The following is an 18,236-nucleotide window of genomic DNA, read 5'->3' on the forward strand; positions in this document are numbered from 1 at the left end:
AAAGTGTCAATATTTATTTCTTTAACCAGAGAGCACACTATATAAACTCTAGTTAAATACTAGCAAGGAATAAATAGAAATTTGATGGGACCGTTATACGTATGAACAGTATGATAATTGATTGATAATATTGAATTTGTTGTTAATTCTTACGCAATATTGAAAATAATGTAACATCATGTTAAATTTTTTATGTTAACAAGATGTAAAATAAATGTTGCAATTCTTTAAATTCAGATTTACAACATCTCTAACAATACTCTTATTGATTTTAACTTACTATTTAATTTTATATTTTATCATTTTACGTTATTTAATTTTGTTTTAGCTAAAATTTCAACATTCTCTAAATAATTTCAGAAATACAATATTCTTATTTAATCCTTATTAATATTCAATTATTAACAATATACCTCTGTCAGAATTGCATTTTTCATATACAAAAAAAGCAGATCATATTATGATCTACCTTTCTCACCCAATTTTGCCTAATTATATCTTAAATATTTTAACTTTTGCTGATTGAAAATCTTACTTAACTCTATTCTATAGATTATAAGTTCAAATGCTTTATTCTTGTACTTCTTCTTTCTTTTTTACTGTTCTAAAGGCAAAATTATATTCTTTTTCGTTGTCCAATTTATCAACACAACGGATTTTAATATTGTATTTCTTATTTCTTTTAAAACCATCTATCACTCCAGAATAAGGCTGTTCTTGTTTTCCATTAATACTATAAAACATTCTTTTATACCCTGTGTGCTTATCTGTGGCAGCTAAGAATACAGATACATAATGAGGATAAAGTGATAATTTATCTGAATTATTCGTTCCTATGTCATCAATTGAAAAGTGATGGAATACATCTGGTCCTTCCGTATCGACCATAAAAGTAACCGATTTGGTATTTCGATTATTTACATTATCGTAACCATGATAATCGATAGTATGTAGCCCCTCTTTATCTATAATGATGGCATCCTCATATTTTTGTTCCTCACCCTGACCATTCTTATTAAATGCAATGTATTGAAGTCCAGATTCATGGTCTTTGGCGTTTAAAACCAATTTTGTTTTATTGCTTATGAATATAGTATCCTCTTTCTCAAAAGTAGGTCCATCAAATTGATGTGTTAAACTTGGGCCCACAAGATCTACATAGAACTTACTCACTTTATGTAAGAATGCATCTTTCTCTGCATCAGTTCTATTTTGTAGATGGTCAATAGAGAAAAACTTTACGATATGTTCACCCGACTGTGATGGCAAATAAAATGGATCCGAATAGGATTTGAAATCCTCCCCATCAATAGAATACAAAACATCTCTAACACCTACTTTGTTGTCTACTGCTGTAATCTTCAATTTTGTCCTTCCAGAGAAAAATAGTTTACCATTTACTAAAAATCGATCACCTATTATATCAGCAGCGGTGATAGGAGCACTTTTGTCTAAATAAAAATTGAATTTTTCTATTTCTGCAATGTTACCTACATTGTCTTTTGCATAAAATTCTAAAATATGGTCTCCATCTTCTAAGTGTGAAAAATCAAGAGGTACTTTTGAAGAAATAGACTTAAATTCTTCCTCATTAAATCGATAATATAAATCGTCTACACCAGACAAAGAATCACTTGTTTCTAGAAATAATTTAGTGTTGGTAGCTATGGTATTTCCAACAGAAACACCATTAATTACATAATTCGTTTCTGGTGATGAATGGTCAACGATAAATGATTTTGTTTTCACATTTTCAACATTTCCTACTTTATCCGTAGCATAGTATTTGAAAACATAATCACCCTCTTTGTCAAAATTTATTTTCCCCTCATAAGGTAGGTATCGAATGCCATTTATGGAATGAAAAATACTATCCACCCCAACCATATCATCCTCACTTTTAAGATCAACTACAAGTTCTTTTCCATAAAATATTGTTGATTCATTATTTATATATTTCGTAGCTCGAAAAAAGGACAATGTCGATTCTGGTGCCCTGCCATCGGCATAGACATAAAAACGTTGTTCGACATTATCGATTTCATCAAAATGTTTAAATGAGTGAACACCATGCCCATCTAAAAACACTGGCTCTGATTTAAATTTTCCATTTGTTTTAATAGACATCTGATGTAAATCTTTGCCATTAATATCAGTAGCTACAAATAAATATAGAGGCAGGTCAGCTTGTTGATAAAACTTATTGGTAGAATCAACATGGGATCGCTGACGGTGATTTAATATTTCCTGTCCACTCAATGCTATTGAGAAGAATTGTAATACAATTAATAAGTGAGTTTTCATTTTAGATTAAATTAGGCTTCAATATTGATTTTAATACCCATTACAAGTACATCATCTACTTGTTCTTCATTATTTTTCCACTGGTTGAATTCATTTTTGAGTATTTCTAATTGCTCATCACCATTTTTGTTATGGTGATCGATCAATAATTTCTTTAGTCTTTTCATCATATATTTCCCCCCTTTCTCACCACCAAACTGATCAACGAAACCATCAGAACATATATATATCCAAGTAGTTTTATCCAGAGTGATCTCATGATTTGTGTAAGAAAAATCATCCTTAACAGATAACTCATCACCTATAGATTTTTTATTTCCTTTTATTAGCGTCAACTCACCATCTTGAATATAAATAATGGGATTTCTGGCGCCAGAAAATTGAACCTTACGTTCTTTTTTATTGATGTTGACCAATGCCATATCCATCCCATCACTTAAATGTGTCTCCTCTTGATGTAGTGACTCCTTTATTCCTTTATGCAATTGATCGAGTATTATACTAGGCACTGTCTGATGTTCATCAAGGACAATTTGATCCAACAATTTCACACCAATCATCGACATAATTGCTCCCGGTACACCGTGTCCTGTACAATCCACTGCGGTTGCAATTAACGATTTATTATGATCATCGGAAGTCACCTCTTTAAACCAATAAAAGTCGCCTGACACAAGGTCTCTAGGATTGAAAAAGATAAAAGAATCATCGGCATATTGTGATAACAAGCTCACTTCTTCCAATACTGCTTTTTGAATATAAGCCGCATAGGTGATACTTTGAGTAATGCTTGTATTCTGAATTTCTAATTGCTCTTTTTGAAATTGAATTTTTTCCTTCTGAGTAGCCAATTTCTTATTCGCCTTTTGTTTATTGATATAACTTCTGTATATCAAAATAGCTATGATCAATAGAAACAGAATAAAGAATGAAAGGATCAACATCCTCACCTGATGTTCTCTTTTTTGAGATTTATTCAGGTATTCCTGTTCTTTCAACTCTAATCTTTGAATATCTTTCTCTTGCTTCAAAGTCAATATCTGTAGCTCTTTCTTTGTGGCTACTTTGGTCAAAGCCACATTTGCAGAATCACTTTCTGCCAATTCGTTTTCTGTTTTAAGTAATTCTTGTTGCGTCTTTACCAGCTGTAATTCTTTATTCTCTTTCTCTAATTGCAATAATTTTTTCTCTAATTCAGATTCCCTAATGCTTTGCTGAATTTTCACTTCTTTTTGCTTAAGAATCAACTCATGAAAAGTTCTGTACAAATCGAAATATTTTTGTGCATTAATGGCATCTCCTGCTTTCTCATATGTTTCTGATAGCATACCATAAATGGCACGTATTCTTTCTGGCTCATTCATTTTCTGAGCAACCGATTCTGCAGACTTCAAATGAATAATTGCATCATTATAATTACCTAATTTATTGTGGGTTAAAGCAACATTGGTTAAAGAAGATAGCAAAGGATCTTTTTGCTTTAAGTCTTTTTGTCTTTGTTCTAGAGTAATCTCAAAATATTCTAGTGCTAAGTTATAATCCCCATAATCAAAACAAATCATTCCGATATTATTATTCAACTTACCGATACCATTATGATTTCCGATTTTGGCATTTAACTTAAGCGATTCATGAAAATATTTTCTCGCATCACTTAAATAAAAGTGTTCCCAATAAATTGTAGCTACTTCATTTAGACTACCTGAAGCCTCTTTATAGAGCTTTCTTTTTAAAAATTTATCTCTTTGAACTAATAAATCAGCTATTAATTTTTGGTATTCTTTGCTTAATGGAATTTTTGGGATGTTCTCACCTAAGCTATCAACGAGACTGTTGAGCTTTTTTCCCTCAAGATTTAAAACTGTTTGAACCGTTTCGTCAGACATTTTAGCTTGTGCCTTCACGAAATGATTAAAAGATTGTAGCAAAATCAAGAGGAGTAGAAAAATAGTTCTCCTCATTATGTTAATTGGGTTGGGTGATTATAATTAGGTCTTAAATTTTTATTCAATGATATAAACTTGATTAGGTCTACATTGGTTCAAGTTTTTTTATTAGTTCTTTTTTTTAGTCTGTTTGATGTTTGATTAGTACAAATACTTTAAAAAATTTCTCCATGAGTAGAAGAAATAAGCTTATCTGTCACTTTAGGCATTCTCTTTAATAAATTGATCATGATCGAGGTAGAATACTCTTCCCCAAATACTTTTTGAATACTTCTTCCAATAAATAATCGTTTACCAAAAGTCTTCTTCCATTCACTTTTATAGTGTTCCACCAATTCATCCCATGACAAATTATCATTCAAATAATCAAGAAGTAAATCTGCTAGCATAACTGAAGATTGCAACGACATACTCATGCCATTACCACAAAGTGGAGCAATTAAACCCGCAGCATCTCCTATCATAGGAATGTTCGATTCAATAAGATTTTTACTCGAAAAATCAATTTTAGCTATACTTACAGGTTTATCCCAAGCTCTATCAAACTCTAAATATTTTCTAAGAAATGGATTTTTGGATAAATAAGCACTTTCCATTTCTTTTAGTGTTCTTACCTTCTTTAGGTTTTGTCCTCTTGATAAGTAACACATACATATTTTATCGTTCTCCACTTTTGATATACCACAATAACCACCTGAATAATTATGTAACTCAATTACATCATTAGGGAAATCCCCTTCTAAGTGATATTTGACACCAACAAAATTTTTCAATCGAGAATTCGATAAGTTCTTCTTCAAGTAATTTCTTTCGAAGAATTTATCGAGTGATGATCGTTTCCCAAAAGCACCTACCACCGTTCTTCCTTTTATATTTCCACTTGTTGTATGAACTTCCCATCCGGTTATTTCTTGATAAACAGCATTTACTTTACAACTTGTACGAACATCAACGCCTTCTTTTAACGCAATTTCATATAGAAGATTATCTAGGAAATATCTAGAAATACCACGTCCCCCTTGAGGCATCGTTTTTTCCAAAACATCTCCATTGTTACTACTGACTCTTAATTTATTTATTTTAGGTAATTGATATTGGTCAGGGTCTACCCCTAAAGAAGTCAAAAAAGGCCAAGCTTCATAACTAATATATTCTCCACACACTCTATGGAAAGGATACGTTTTTTGTTCTAAAAGAACACAACTCATCCCCTTTCGTTGTAATTGAATGCTTAATGATAAGCCGCCTAAACCTCCGCCGATAATTATGACATCTTTCATCCCCCTATGTTCTTAAAAGTTAAAAGCCATCTAAACGCCCAATACCATTTTAATTGATACTGAGAGACATTGGCTTTCTCTAATAATTTTGTAAAATCATTTTTTTTAAAACTTCTTGCTACCGATAATGGCGCATCGTTTTTCACTAAGTAACTGTTAGAAAGTAGTTTTGTTATCCACTTGATACTAAAATAGGCCAAAGGATGTCGGTGTAAATCATTTACTACCCCACCAATTTTTGCATTGTTCTGCATCCAAGAAAACAACTCGATAAGAGAAGTATCATCTAAATGATGACAAAAAAGGCTACTTACTATGATATCAAATTTTTCTTGATCATGAATTAAGTTCCTATAATCTGATTGAATAAATTGAATGGGTAACCCAATACAATTGGTTGTAGAATATTGAATGCAATCTGATTTCAGATCTACCCCCACTAAATCTAGGTTATATTTATTTCCTAATTTTTGATGAATCACTTTTAGGGTATCTCCACCACCCGATCCAATATCAAGTATTCTTACTTTCTGATCCTTATCTATACCTTTTAATAAGTTTTTTATCCCCTTTAACATCACTTGATATCCTCCCAAGTAATGGTTAATGATGTGTAGTTCCTTTAGGTTTTGATATAAGTCTTCTGTAGGAATGTTTGGGGCATCTAACAGTTCTAACTCATACGATCTATTGACAAAAGATACGCTCATTATACTCGATTTAAGGTCATTGCTTCCATGGTTAACCCAGGACCAAAACCTGCAGCGAAAATTGGATTATCTTCGTTTATCTGACTAATCTTCTTCAAGACAAAAAGAATAGAAACGGATGACATATTTCCATTTTCTTTTAATACTTCGAAACTAGGTTGTAAATCTTCCAAATCAATCGATAATGCTTTGGCTATACTCGTTAAAATGCGTTGACCTCCAGGGTGAAAAGCCCATCTAAGTTGATCTCTTTGGATATTTTTATCATTTAAAACATCATCAAGGAGTACTTTTATATCTTGTTCTATTAATCTAGGCACATAAGTACTTAGTTTCATTTGGAAGCCAGTACTTGATAAATCCCATGCCATATCTTTTTTCCCTTGGAAAGACAATCGTGAAGCAAAATCGTCAATTTCAAAAAGGCTATCTGTTCGTTTATCACTTGATAATAAAATAGCAGCTGCACCATCTGCGAATAGTGTATTCGCTAATAAATTATCGTCGTCTGTTTTATTCTGAAAATGTAAGGAGCATAACTCTACATCAACAATAAGCACTTTTGAATTTGGGGTGGATTTACATATTTGATCGGCCAATCGTAAAGCATGAAAAGCCGCATAACAACCCATAAAATTCACAGTAGTTCTTACCGTAGTAAGAGGTAGTTCCAAAAGTTGTATTAAATCAATATCGATTCCTGGGGCAGAAATTCCTGTACAAGAAACTGTTATGATATGTGTTATAGATGAACGGTCTTCATCTACTAAACAGCTATCTGCAGCATTTTTAGCTAATGCTAATCCTTTTTCTTTAAACACATCAATACGTTCTTCTAAAGAAGGTGGAACGTCTGATTTAAAAAATTGAAGAAAATCATCAATGACAGATTTTCGTTTATCTATACCTGATTTGTGGTATATCATGCGCATCAAACGTTCTTCCTTTTCCGTGTTAAACTGATACACTTCATGCATCAATTTTTCTAGTTCTGATTGAGAATAGACATTTTTAGGGGATGCGGTAGTTATTTTATGAATGTAAGTCATGTTTGGACTGTTTGGATCTTATTTCTTGAATATAACTAAAAAATCGATGTATGGTTTTGTAATGCATAAATTATATAACATAAATTCATGCAGATAGCAGAAATATTATTCATCATCATCAGATTCTTGAAGTTTGCATTATTTGCATCTTTCCAAGTCACAAACATCCAATAATTAAACCATAACAACAAAGGAGATAAGCAGCTGATAAAAATCAGGATACTACCATGATATAGTATTTCGAAATAATAGTACAAAAAGGTTGCAGCAGCAGTAAATAAGACAATTGAAAAAATAAAGGTTCCCCTTATACCCAATAAAATACTTATGGTAAAATCACCACTTTCTTGATCCTGTTTGTGCTGATATATTTGTGATAAGGGATAAGCCCCACCGATCATCAAGGAACTTGCTAAAGCAGCCCAAGGAAGATCGGTGTTAAAGAACTTAATATTTGATGCATCCACAGCTTCATAAACCATCCAAAAAGTCCAAAAGCCTTGAAAGACAAAGACCGTTAGAAAACTGATAATTGGATATTTTTTTAGGCGAACGCCTTTATAACTATATAATCGAGACATTAACACATAGGTTGCTACGAGACATGTGAACATCCAATTGATGAATATAATAGATAAAAGCAAGGCAGATATATCAAATATTAATACTACTTGATAAAGTAATTTGGAAGGCAGCGGTGGTTTTTCAAGACCTCCAATACTCTCGGTATCTTTATCTTCGTAGCTATTGTAGCCGTTTGATGCAGGATAAACAAACAAATGAAGTATGACAAAGGAAATGATTGCCTGGGTAACATTTATAACAGGTGTTTGACTTAAACTGAAAATAAATATAGGCATTAAGTAGACTGAGAATGGAATTCTTAATAAAAGTATAGTTTCCTTTAATTCTTTCTTCATAAAGTTTATTTGTTCTTTACATCATTACAGTTTTCACCTACTACTATTAGTTCCCACTATTGTAGTAAGGTTCCAACCTCTATTCTTGGCCAAAGTTTCCATGTTTCGTCTGTAATCATCATCCGAACCACAAACATTAATTAATGGTGTGCTTCTTTTAAATCCGAATTCAGATAAGTTAGAGATTAAATGACAACGGTCAATTAACGAGAATGGTGTTTCCAGCTTTAAGGTATCAATAACAAGCTTTTCACAGCCTTTATTTGCTAGCATCACTGCAGCATCAGTAAAAGCTTCACATAGTTGAGTAAGGTTATACGGTTCTAGAAGTTCTAAATGTAGGTTATTACTCTTTTGATTTAGTAGGTAAGCCATAGATAGTTTAAGTTAATCTTGGTAAGTTATATTTTAGTGTAGCAACGTTTTATAAATTTTATATTAAAGTTTTTAAAAACCAAATTATTTCTACAAAAAAATAAAGGAGACCATTTTGGCCTCCTTTTTGTTATTTCTTTTATCAAAGAAAGTTAAATACGGGTAAAGAACCTTTAAATTCTTTTTTAAGTTAATTTATTAGATATATCAAAAGTACAAGACTAACTACTATTCTCTACTACCCCTTAGGGTGGTTTTTTTTATGTTTCTTAATTTTTAAAATTTATTAGAAAAGATTTCGTTCATTCATTAAATAATCTTAATTTCAATTATTGCTTTTTTATTTTTTTTACGAATCTAAACATATACAAGTTTTGCAAAATGTGTAACTCTTTAAAACTCTATTCTTTGCAAAAATAAACTGAATTCTATCAATAAATTTATGACTTATAAACTCTTTCATTTTTTGAGATTTAAAACAATTGCTGTTGCTCTAATTGTTATTTTATTTGGGTGCGGTCCTGAAGTAGATTTTTCAAATTTAAAAACTGCCCCTATCGAAGATTATCATGTTGGACTTCCTCTAGTAAATGGTAAAATAAACTTCCTTGATTTTCTTACTGAAGATCAAAAAGAAAATATTAAAACTGATGAAGAAGGACATATATACTTTGAATTTACAGATGATATTGAAGTCGCAAACATCGAAGACATTGTAGAGGCTTTCGGAGGTACAAACTCAAACAACTTTTTTAAGGTGAATTTTGATTATAGTTTACCTACAGAAGTCATGTTTCCTCAAGAAGGTATCTCTTTTGAAATTACGGAAGATCCATCTAACTGCGTGAGCGGTAACTGCCTTACGATATCAAATGAAATTGGAGATGTTTCCAAACTTGAATTTGATAAAGGCAATATAGAAGTACTTTTTAAAGGTACAGCAGGTGGATATATCACATTGACGTTATCAGGCACTGGGTTAAATGGTGAAGAAATCGTAACTAATACTACGTATGTTAATTCTCCTAACACATTAGAAACAGCTACTTTACCATTGGAAGGTGTTTGGATCAATAATGAAAAAAGTCCGACCCTTAACATTCAATATTTTAATTCCAATCATCAAGCAGCAAGTGCCTATTACAAGGAAATAAATTTTAGTGATGACAATGAGATTGCTCGATTAGAAATTTTCTTTAAAGATGGAAAATCAGTTGATCCTGTAACTATCCCTGAAGAACAAATTGAATTAAACTATTTAAAAGATATTTTTGATAACGGCACTAAAGTAGTTTTTGGTGATACTCAAATTTCATTTAGCTTTGAAAATCCTATCGGTGCTACTGGTCATATCGATTTAACAAATCAATTAAAAGCAGTGCTGAGAGATAATTCTACATTACCTGTCTATTTTTCATCATCTTTAGATAATACCGAAAAAACACAGATTTTAAATGTAGAGAAAGCAATTGATTTTACTACTCCGTATGTGGTTGAGGAATATATTTATGAGTCCGACGATATTTTAAGTGAACAACCTAAACATGTTTCCTTAACAGGATTGATCCAATATTATGTGGCTCCAGGTGAAAAAGTACAATTTAGTAGAGAAGATCTTATTACTACTCATGTTTATGGTAAAGTCCCTCTTTACGTCGGTTTCAACCAATATGTACATAGAAGTAAGACAAATGCTGAGCTAGATTTTGGCATTGAGGTTTTAGAATTACATAAAGCGATTCTAAGAAGTGAGATGAATAATGAAATTGCGGTTTCAGGTAACCTATCTCTTCTGGTTTACACCGAATCAGATGTTTTCCCAGAAGCTGTAATTCGTATTGACGGAAATGATGATCAAACAAGCATTTTACCTGCAACTACAGATAATGAAGGTAAAAATGCTAGCATCACAAAAAATTACTTAGAAACTAGCTTAACAATTGAGCAAGTATCCGCATTATTAAAATCTTCATCTATAGAGGTTGTTTTTGAAATGACTGCAGATGCGGATCCGTCTACAGACACATTAGAACCTGTAGAAATTAAAGAAAACCAAAGTCTAGAATTGATCTCTGGTTTATACATTAATGCTTCTATCGATACTCCTAACAGCTCAAACTAATCTTATGAAAAAATATTTAATTATCGCCTTTTTATTTTTGGGCTACTCATCTTTTGCCCAGCAGGTAAATACTTTATTTTTCCAAAACGATGTTGCTCAATCACAACAGATAAATCCAGCAAGAAAAATGGATTCAAAATGGGTGGTGAGTATTCCAGTGACTAATATTGGCATGGTTGCTTATAATGAGTTTTCATTTTCTGATATCTATTATGAGCAAAATGGTCAAGGATATATCAATCAAAATGCTTTAAATAACCTGCTTAAACCCAACAACAATACTCAATTAAGTGGTTTAAGTTCTGAAATATTAGGCATCTATCATCAGACAGATAATTTTGGTTTTAGAGTTAGTGTAAACTATGGCTTATGGCAAAGAGTAGTCTATACTGACAATATGTTTGATTTCCTATTAAGAGGACCTGCAGCTCCAGGTGTACTTGGACAGAAACAAGAAATCTCTGCTTTAATTGATGGCATCGGTTATGTATCAGTTAATTTGGGTTCTAACTTTAAAGTGACAGACAAACTTACTTTAGGGGTTACTCTTAAATTCTTATCGGGTACGCATCAATTAAAGGCACAAGCAGAGGGATCATTTATGCAGAAAGACAACACTAGTTACGATACTGAGGTAGATGGTCGTTTGACTTTCTCTGGTTATGGATTAGGAGAATATATAGATGAAGAGAATAATTTTTCTGTCAATGAAATGGATGCCGTTGAATCTTTAGCAGAAGTTAAAAACTATGGTTTTGCTGTTGATATAGGTGCTACCTACGAATTAACTGATAAATGGACGATTGAATCCTCTTTGATTAGTTTAGGTGCTATTCGTTGGGACGATAGAGATCAGATTAAATATGACTCTGATTTGGCAGCTATTAATTTTAAAGGTATCGACATCAATGATATTATGGGTGGAAATGAGGTAACTAGTCCTATCCCAAGTTTAGATACATTACAGTTTAATAATTTTGAAGGTGAGGAAAAAACGGATGTAACCGTTATGCCTTGGACGTTCAACTTAGGTACTTCATTCAAGTTTACAAAAAGCACTACATTTGGTGCCCTCTATTCTCAAACAGTTTTTGATAAAACAGTCTTCCCTTCATTTACGCTTCATGCACAACAAAAATTAGGTAGATCTTTTGGTATTGGTCTTAGTTATTCTGCTGACAAACAAAGTTTAACTAATTTTGGAGGAATGGTATCCGTTGGATTCCCTGGTTTCCAAATGTATTTTATTACCGACAATCTATTAAGTGCAGCAGTTAATTGGGAAAAATCAGCTACTGCAAACTTACGATTTGGTATGAATTTAAAATTCGGAAGATCTAAGAAAATATAATTATGTAATGAAGGCTGTTTCTATGGATAGAAACAGCCTTTGAAACATCTAAGTAAATATCTAGAAACTAGGTTTTTTACTTCATTTAGTAATCATTATCAATTTATCAAAACATCATTTATCTTTTGCTTTGTCCTATAAAGCAAAGCAAGTAATACTTGCTGTATTCGTACGGTAAAGAATCAACTTAATTTTTTCGAGTAATAAGTGGCACATTTGTAAATGTGCCACATTTTATTTTTTGGGTCGTGATTCTCAATTTATCATCTCTTACACATTAATTAACGGCCTTGCATTGAATTCGATTTCAGAATTAATTCCAGTATATTCCGAATTAAGACCATTATATATCACGTTTATTATCAATACTTTAAACAATACCTATAAACAATTATATATATAACCGAATCAAGTTATAAAGAAGATATTTTTTTATAAAAATAAGCTGAGTAATCATTTATTTTTATAAATTATAATACCAATTAGATACGCAATTTTATAGCTATGAAATTTGACCTTTATTATAGATCAGAATTCCATCAGGTCGAATGGTGTGAAGAAGAAGAAATAATAAAAAACATATGGTTTACCCCTATTGAATTAGACGAGGAAGTCTATAAAAAAGAAGTTTTAAGAAGCATGGAAGCCACTAAAACTTTAGAACCTTCAAAAATTTTAGTGGATACCACGGATGCTTTATTTAATATATTACCAGACACTCAAGAATGGGTAAATCATCATTTTCAAAAAGTGTTAGAGAAAATTCAAGTCACCCATATGGCTTGGTTAGTTTCTGCGGATTTATTTGCACAAGTTAGTTACGATCAAACCATGGATGAATCGAATGAAATCTATGGGTACGAAATCATGTATTTTGAAGATTATAATGAGGCTATTGAATGGTTGAGTAAGACGTCTACTAATCTTTAAAACGTCTTACATTCGTTGTATAAAACGGATACCTCTCTGTTATCGTCTCTGCATTGTTATTTATCTTATACCAACCTTTTAAACTAGGTGAATTCGTATTTTTAATGATATGAATGGATTGTGCTGGTGTATATCCTTCAGCTATCAAGTAAATTGATTCTCCCCTATCATTTTTTGCTTGATCAACTATAATAACAACATGTCCCGGACTACCTGGAGTCACAATTAGATCTCCTATTTTTATTTCTTGATTTGTAGTCACTTTATCCATTTCTTTATTTACAGAAATACTACCGGCATAAATATATACCCAATTAAGATAATTCTTAAAGTTTTTATAAGAGTCATCAAAAGTAGCTTTTTTAACGAAGCTTACTTTATTGCCGTTAACAACAGGTCGCATTCCTTTTTTGTGATCATTCCATTTATATAAATGTCCACTGGTAAAATGAAAATTAATTTTATCAAATTCTTTTTCCTTCCAAAGGTACTCTGCTCTTAGCCTAATTGCAGCATCAGCACATTGTTGTAGATCTTTTGAACCTACGGAAACATCAATAACACCCATATGAGCATTTTGATTTGGGATGGGTTGTCCTGTAAAATCTAAAATAGGAGCTCCTTTTTCTTTTAATGGTAAGTGGCGAAGATAAGAGGCGAATGTATTCGATTTCAATACTACTCTTTTATAACCTTCAGGTGTATCAAAACGAGTTTGGATACTTTCTTCAGTTCTATTTTGTGCAATTGTCTGACATCCTAAAAATAAGAGTAATAAAACGGATAAACAGCTAAAGCATTTGGACATAAGTTATTTTGAGTTTTAATTGTTTTAGAATAGGTAATCTATTTCTAGATATTAAATCCATTTTTCAGTGAACCTATTACAAAATAATGCACTCTTTATGCCAAGAAAATTTTATTTAGTTTTTTTAATAAGAATATCAGAAAGAATAATAGAGGTTCCGCCACTTGTGGAATTGATAGATAATTGTCCTCCTATCTCTTTAGTTCGGTATTTAATATTTTTAATCCCTACACCATCTGAAGATTTGTTATCTTTAAAACCAATCCCATTATCACTATAATGAATATACAGTTTATTCTTTTCACTATCTGTTACATAACCTATAATAATAAGACTAGCCTGACTGTGTTTTTTGGCGTTATGAAGTAGTTCTTGGGTAATTCTATAAATATGGTTGATTTGTTTACTTGAGATATCATCAAATCCTTTACCTTCAAAATTCACAAAGCAATTCATTTCATCGGAATGAAAATTTTCGAATAAATTTAAAAATAAGGTTTCGTTACTCACTTCATTTTTCTGTACACTTAGTAAACCCATTTTAAGTTCTTCTACATCTTTTGCCGTTCGCTTAAGAATATCCTTTACTTCCACTTTGCTTAAATTATTCACCTTGTTTATCAAGGAAAGATTTCCTCCGACAAAATCGTGTAACTCCCTTCCTATTCTTATTCTTTCTTTTTCTTGTCCACTTAGAATAGCATTAGAGTATGCTTGCATCAACTGTTTCTGTTCTATTTCTAGTTTTGACCTTTTATTATAGATTTTTATGGTATAAAAAAGAAGAGCCAAAAAGCAGCTTATTGTATTTGTTATAGCTAAAAGGTAATATAAAGAACGCTGAGAAAATGGTGAAGAAGTGATCTCAAAAATGGAGAATAGTTGAAATCCAATCAATAATATATTCATGATATTGATAAAGAAAACTATCTTACCTATCTCTGTTTTCTTTGACAATGCCTTATAATTTAGGAATAACACCATGCCAAGATTTAATATATAACTTAAACCTAACATCACTAAGAAAATAAATGTAGTCGTTTGATTAAAAATATTAGAACACAATACACACATAGCCACAGAAAAGAAAATCAGAGATATTACGGACGATAGTAACAAATTATTGGGTAAGGGATTTTCATTTTCAACGACTTTGTAGAAAAATATAATATAGGAAGTGATAAAAAATTGAAGACAGGTAAATTGAAATACTCTAATTAAAATCTCACTAGAAATATCAAAATATGACAATATGTACCCTAATTCTATTTCTACCAAGAGGAATGAAAATAAAAGATTAATAATAAAATAATAGATAATTTTATATCGAGTGATAAAACTTAAAAGGATGGCTAGAGCTAAAAATGAAAGAATTATGATTCTCGAAAATATTCTAAAGGAAAACTCTTTTTGTTCTTGATAATCTACACTTTCTTTTGGCAAAAAATCAAATATTGAACTTGATGGAAAACCCTTAGAAAATACTTGTATAAACAGTGTTTTATTCTCTCCTTTTTCTAGTGTTAAAACATTATTCGAACCCTTTGATATTTCATATTTAGTATTCTCATTTAAATGAAGAAAATAAGATTTTATTTTATTGCTTTTATCGGTTATCTCAAAGAGGTTTAGCTTATTAAACAATACATTATCAAAATATAGACAAGCTGTACCTTCCCATTCTGAGTAAATCTCTAATTTATACCAAACAGGGATATCGTATCCATTATGGTTAATTTGTTTCTTAGATTTCTTCCAATACAGTGAATCCTTTAAGTTGATTATCTCATCAATACCATAAATGAAATTTTTATCCAAGCGGTAAAATTGATACTTCACGGAGTTATCAAAGTCCATCTCGTTAAATGGTAATACAAATAATAATATTCCAAATAATAATTTATTCATTTTGGATTTCTTTAAAAGATCGTATTATCTGTCGACGATGCCTCATCTTCTATATTGCTTAATAGAATTTTAGAGACATTTAAAAAATAATTGTGACTATGATTTTCAACTATATAGTGTGTATTGATAGCAATCAATCTAAATTTAATGTATTCAATCAACTCATCAAATAAGTTATTCGTAGGCTTTTCTTTACTTGTCCATTCAATAGAAAAATTACCATAAACACCATCCATATTAAAATTTAAGAAAAATTTTCCCTCACATTTATTTTCTTCTAAAGTGTTTAAAATATCTTGAAGTAATCTGTAAATGTGTTGTTGAACTTTAACATCCACATATTCCCAATTTGTAATATTGAAAAAACATTGCAATTCATCTGAATTATATTTAGAGATCAAATCTAAAATTACATCATCAAATTCATCTGTTTCGAATGTGGGTAATAATAATTGATGACTCAAAGATCTTACTTGCTCAATTGTTTCATTTAAAGCAAGAGCATCAATTTCATCCATACTCTTTTGGGATAAAAGGTTTAAATTATCTCCAATATTTTCAGACAGCTTCTGACTTATTTTCTTCCTTTCATTTAATTCTCCTTCTAAAAGTGCGGTGTTCGAACTCTCTTTTATCTGATATATAGTATTTTGCAATGCATTTCTTTGTTTTTCATCGGAATAGAATTTTATCAGAATTAATCCTAAGAAAAACAAAATTTGGTTTGTAGTCACGATATACACCAATAAGTTACTCATCCAAAATCGTTGTATAACCCCTAATGAAGATCCTGTAACGATAATAGCTAATGATACAAACAAGAAAAACTGTACTATACTGATCAGCACATTCCTTATTGTAGGATGTTTATATGCATTATAAATACAAATTGATATGGAAATCAAGAATATAGATTGACCAATAAATACATTATAAACAAATAGGTAGTTGTTTAAAAATCTATTACTCGGTCCTACAAAAAATAGAATAATAATAGAAACTGCATCTATTGCCACAATAGAGTAAAGAATTCTATTGATAATTTTTGTATTCCACTTTAATGGAAAAAGTTCTAAGACTAATAATAAGGTGAAAACACAATATACAATGGTTCCAATAAACCTACCCATATATAAAATATTTTCACTTTCAGTAAGATGAAAAATCAAAAGAGTTTCCGACTCTACAAAGCTGACAATGCCTATAACGATTAAGCAATTGTATAGAAATAATTTTTTCTTTAGTACAACAAATAGAAGAAAGGATAATATGAATAAAAAGGTCAGAATTGCCTTTAATATATTGACATAAATGCCTGATATAGTGAATCTATCCTTCAAGTACTCCTTCTCGTAAATAAAGAAATTAGTATTTGATACATTCGCATCATTATCAATTAGAATATAAAGAGTCGAATTACCTTTTGGGAGAGGTAAATTGAAACCTGTAAAATCACTATTATCAGCAAGAACTTGATTACTAAGTCTAGTCCCTAATTCATAATTATATAAACTATCTTTAGATTCAATAAATACTTTTAGGTATCGAATAACCCCAAAGCTAATATTGAATATATACTCCTTATCCCCCTCATTATTAAACTGGGTGATGATCAGTTTATCTTTATGATCAGGACCTAAAAATGAATTTTCTTCTAATTTTCCAGAAAAAGATTTTATATCATTAAGCGTTAATTGTTCAGGAATTATATCGTCACTAAGGTCGTACATTTTGATATAATCTGATATCTCTAATTGTTTATCTATATCTGAACTAGTAAGCTTTTGCCCATTCGTTATATGAGCTGTAAGAAAAAGTAGAAGTAGTATTTTTATAGTTTGTAAATATTTCATCAAATAAGAGAAATTTAAATCAAAAGGTTTTCTACGGCATATTTTATAAGATCAGCTTTTGAATCAATTTGTAGTTTTGCTCTAATATTTTTGGTATGTGTTTTTACTGTTTCATGACTAATAAAAAGAATTTCTGATATTGTTTTCATGCTTTTGCCTTCTGCCACTAGTCGTATAATTTGTTCTTCTCTAGGCGATACAACAGTCTTTTCAATAGTCTGAACGCTCATCACTCCATTCAATTTTGAGGTAAAATATTGCCCTCCATTGGTAATTGTAGTAATTGCTTCAGTAAAAGTAGACATATCATCATCTTTAAGAATATAGCCATCGATATTTAATCTATTGGCTTTTCTTAAAATTGATGGTTTAGAATGCATGGAAACAATTAAATACTTCGTATCAACTGTCTTTTCTTTCGCTCTCTCAATAAACTCAAAGCCTTTCATTTCAGGCATATCCATATCTACCAATATTATTTGATATTCATTAAGGTCGTATTTTTCAAGAGTTTCTTTTGGATCAAAACAAACGTCAACATCAGCATTCAAGAGATTTTTTAATATTTGTTCAATCCCAGTACAAAAAAGAACATGATCGTCGACAATTAGTATTTTTAGTTTTTCCATAGCAATTCAATTTCTCAAATATATTAAATGAATGCTTTCAAGAACATCACT

14 protein-coding genes are annotated in these 18,236 nt (G+C 30.8%); 3 read left to right on the plus strand and 11 right to left on the minus strand.

Annotation, left to right across the window (positions count from 1 at the left end; all coding sequences use genetic code 11):
- Positions 1-570: 570 nt before the first annotated feature.
- From KMW28_RS27370 to KMW28_RS27400, 7 genes are all read right to left on the minus strand, one after another.
- Positions 571-2,304: an OmpL47-type beta-barrel domain-containing protein gene (locus KMW28_RS27370; RefSeq protein ID WP_169665514.1), complete on the minus strand. Its 1,734-nt coding sequence runs from the start codon at positions 2,302-2,304 to the stop codon at positions 571-573.
- Positions 2,305-2,315: 11 nt separating this feature from the next.
- Positions 2,316-4,265 carry a SpoIIE family protein phosphatase gene (locus KMW28_RS27375; protein ID WP_169665515.1) on the minus strand — a complete coding sequence of 650 codons (1,950 nt, stop codon included), beginning with the start codon at positions 4,263-4,265 and terminating at the stop codon, positions 2,316-2,318.
- Between the two features lie 140 nt (positions 4,266-4,405).
- A complete protein-coding gene (locus tag KMW28_RS27380) occupies positions 4,406-5,530 on the minus strand; it encodes an NAD(P)/FAD-dependent oxidoreductase (RefSeq protein WP_169665516.1) in 1,125 nt (374 codons plus the stop codon).
- On the minus strand, positions 5,527-6,240 hold the full coding sequence (locus KMW28_RS27385; RefSeq protein WP_169665517.1) for a methyltransferase domain-containing protein: 714 nt from the start codon (positions 6,238-6,240) through the stop codon (positions 5,527-5,529). Before KMW28_RS27385 ends, KMW28_RS27380 begins: the two co-directional genes overlap by 4 nt.
- Positions 6,240-7,289, minus strand: coding sequence for a type III polyketide synthase (locus KMW28_RS27390; RefSeq protein ID WP_169665518.1), 1,050 nt, complete (start codon positions 7,287-7,289; stop codon positions 6,240-6,242). Before KMW28_RS27390 ends, KMW28_RS27385 begins: the two co-directional genes overlap by 1 nt.
- A 35-nt stretch (positions 7,290-7,324) precedes the next feature.
- Positions 7,325-8,209 carry a UbiA family prenyltransferase gene (locus tag KMW28_RS27395; protein WP_169665519.1) on the minus strand — a complete coding sequence of 295 codons (885 nt, stop codon included), beginning with the start codon at positions 8,207-8,209 and terminating at the stop codon, positions 7,325-7,327.
- A 33-nt stretch (positions 8,210-8,242) separates the two neighbouring features.
- Positions 8,243-8,584, minus strand: coding sequence for a hypothetical protein (locus KMW28_RS27400; RefSeq protein ID WP_066215409.1), 342 nt, complete (start codon positions 8,582-8,584; stop codon positions 8,243-8,245).
- Between the two features lie 466 nt (positions 8,585-9,050).
- Between KMW28_RS27400 and KMW28_RS27405 the strand changes: the two genes are divergently transcribed.
- The 3 genes from KMW28_RS27405 (at position 9,051) to KMW28_RS27415 (ending at position 12,987) form a co-directional block, all read left to right on the plus strand.
- Positions 9,051-10,706: a hypothetical protein gene (locus KMW28_RS27405; protein ID WP_169665520.1), complete on the plus strand. Its 1,656-nt coding sequence runs from the start codon at positions 9,051-9,053 to the stop codon at positions 10,704-10,706.
- A gap of 4 nt (positions 10,707-10,710) precedes the next feature.
- Positions 10,711-12,057 (plus strand): DUF5723 family protein, encoded by a 1,347-nt coding sequence (locus KMW28_RS27410; protein WP_169665521.1) that lies wholly within the window; start codon positions 10,711-10,713, stop codon positions 12,055-12,057.
- Positions 12,058-12,561: 504 nt separating this feature from the next.
- Positions 12,562-12,987: a hypothetical protein gene (locus tag KMW28_RS27415; protein ID WP_066215417.1), complete on the plus strand. Its 426-nt coding sequence runs from the start codon at positions 12,562-12,564 to the stop codon at positions 12,985-12,987.
- Here KMW28_RS27415 and KMW28_RS27420 read toward each other — a convergent pair.
- The 4 genes from KMW28_RS27420 to KMW28_RS27435 form a co-directional block, all read right to left on the minus strand.
- Positions 12,977-13,795, minus strand: a complete 819-nt coding sequence (locus KMW28_RS27420) for a DUF4846 domain-containing protein (RefSeq protein ID WP_169665522.1) — start codon at positions 13,793-13,795, stop codon at positions 12,977-12,979. The two genes, KMW28_RS27415 and KMW28_RS27420, sit on opposite strands and share 11 nt — an antisense overlap.
- A gap of 111 nt (positions 13,796-13,906) precedes the next feature.
- On the minus strand, positions 13,907-15,703 hold the full coding sequence (locus tag KMW28_RS27425; RefSeq protein WP_169665523.1) for a sensor histidine kinase: 1,797 nt from the start codon (positions 15,701-15,703) through the stop codon (positions 13,907-13,909).
- An 11-nt stretch (positions 15,704-15,714) separates the two neighbouring features.
- The gene (locus KMW28_RS27430; RefSeq protein ID WP_169665524.1) at positions 15,715-17,556 is read right to left on the minus strand and encodes a hypothetical protein; all 1,842 of its coding nucleotides are present in this window, start codon (positions 17,554-17,556) and stop codon (positions 15,715-15,717) included.
- Between the two features lie 14 nt (positions 17,557-17,570).
- Positions 17,571-18,185, minus strand: a complete 615-nt coding sequence (locus tag KMW28_RS27435) for a response regulator transcription factor (protein ID WP_169665525.1) — start codon at positions 18,183-18,185, stop codon at positions 17,571-17,573.
- Positions 18,186-18,236 lie beyond the last annotated feature (51 nt).

Source organism: Flammeovirga yaeyamensis, from assembly GCF_018736045.1.
GTDB classification, from domain to species: Bacteria; Bacteroidota; Bacteroidia; order Cytophagales; family Flammeovirgaceae; genus Flammeovirga; species Flammeovirga yaeyamensis.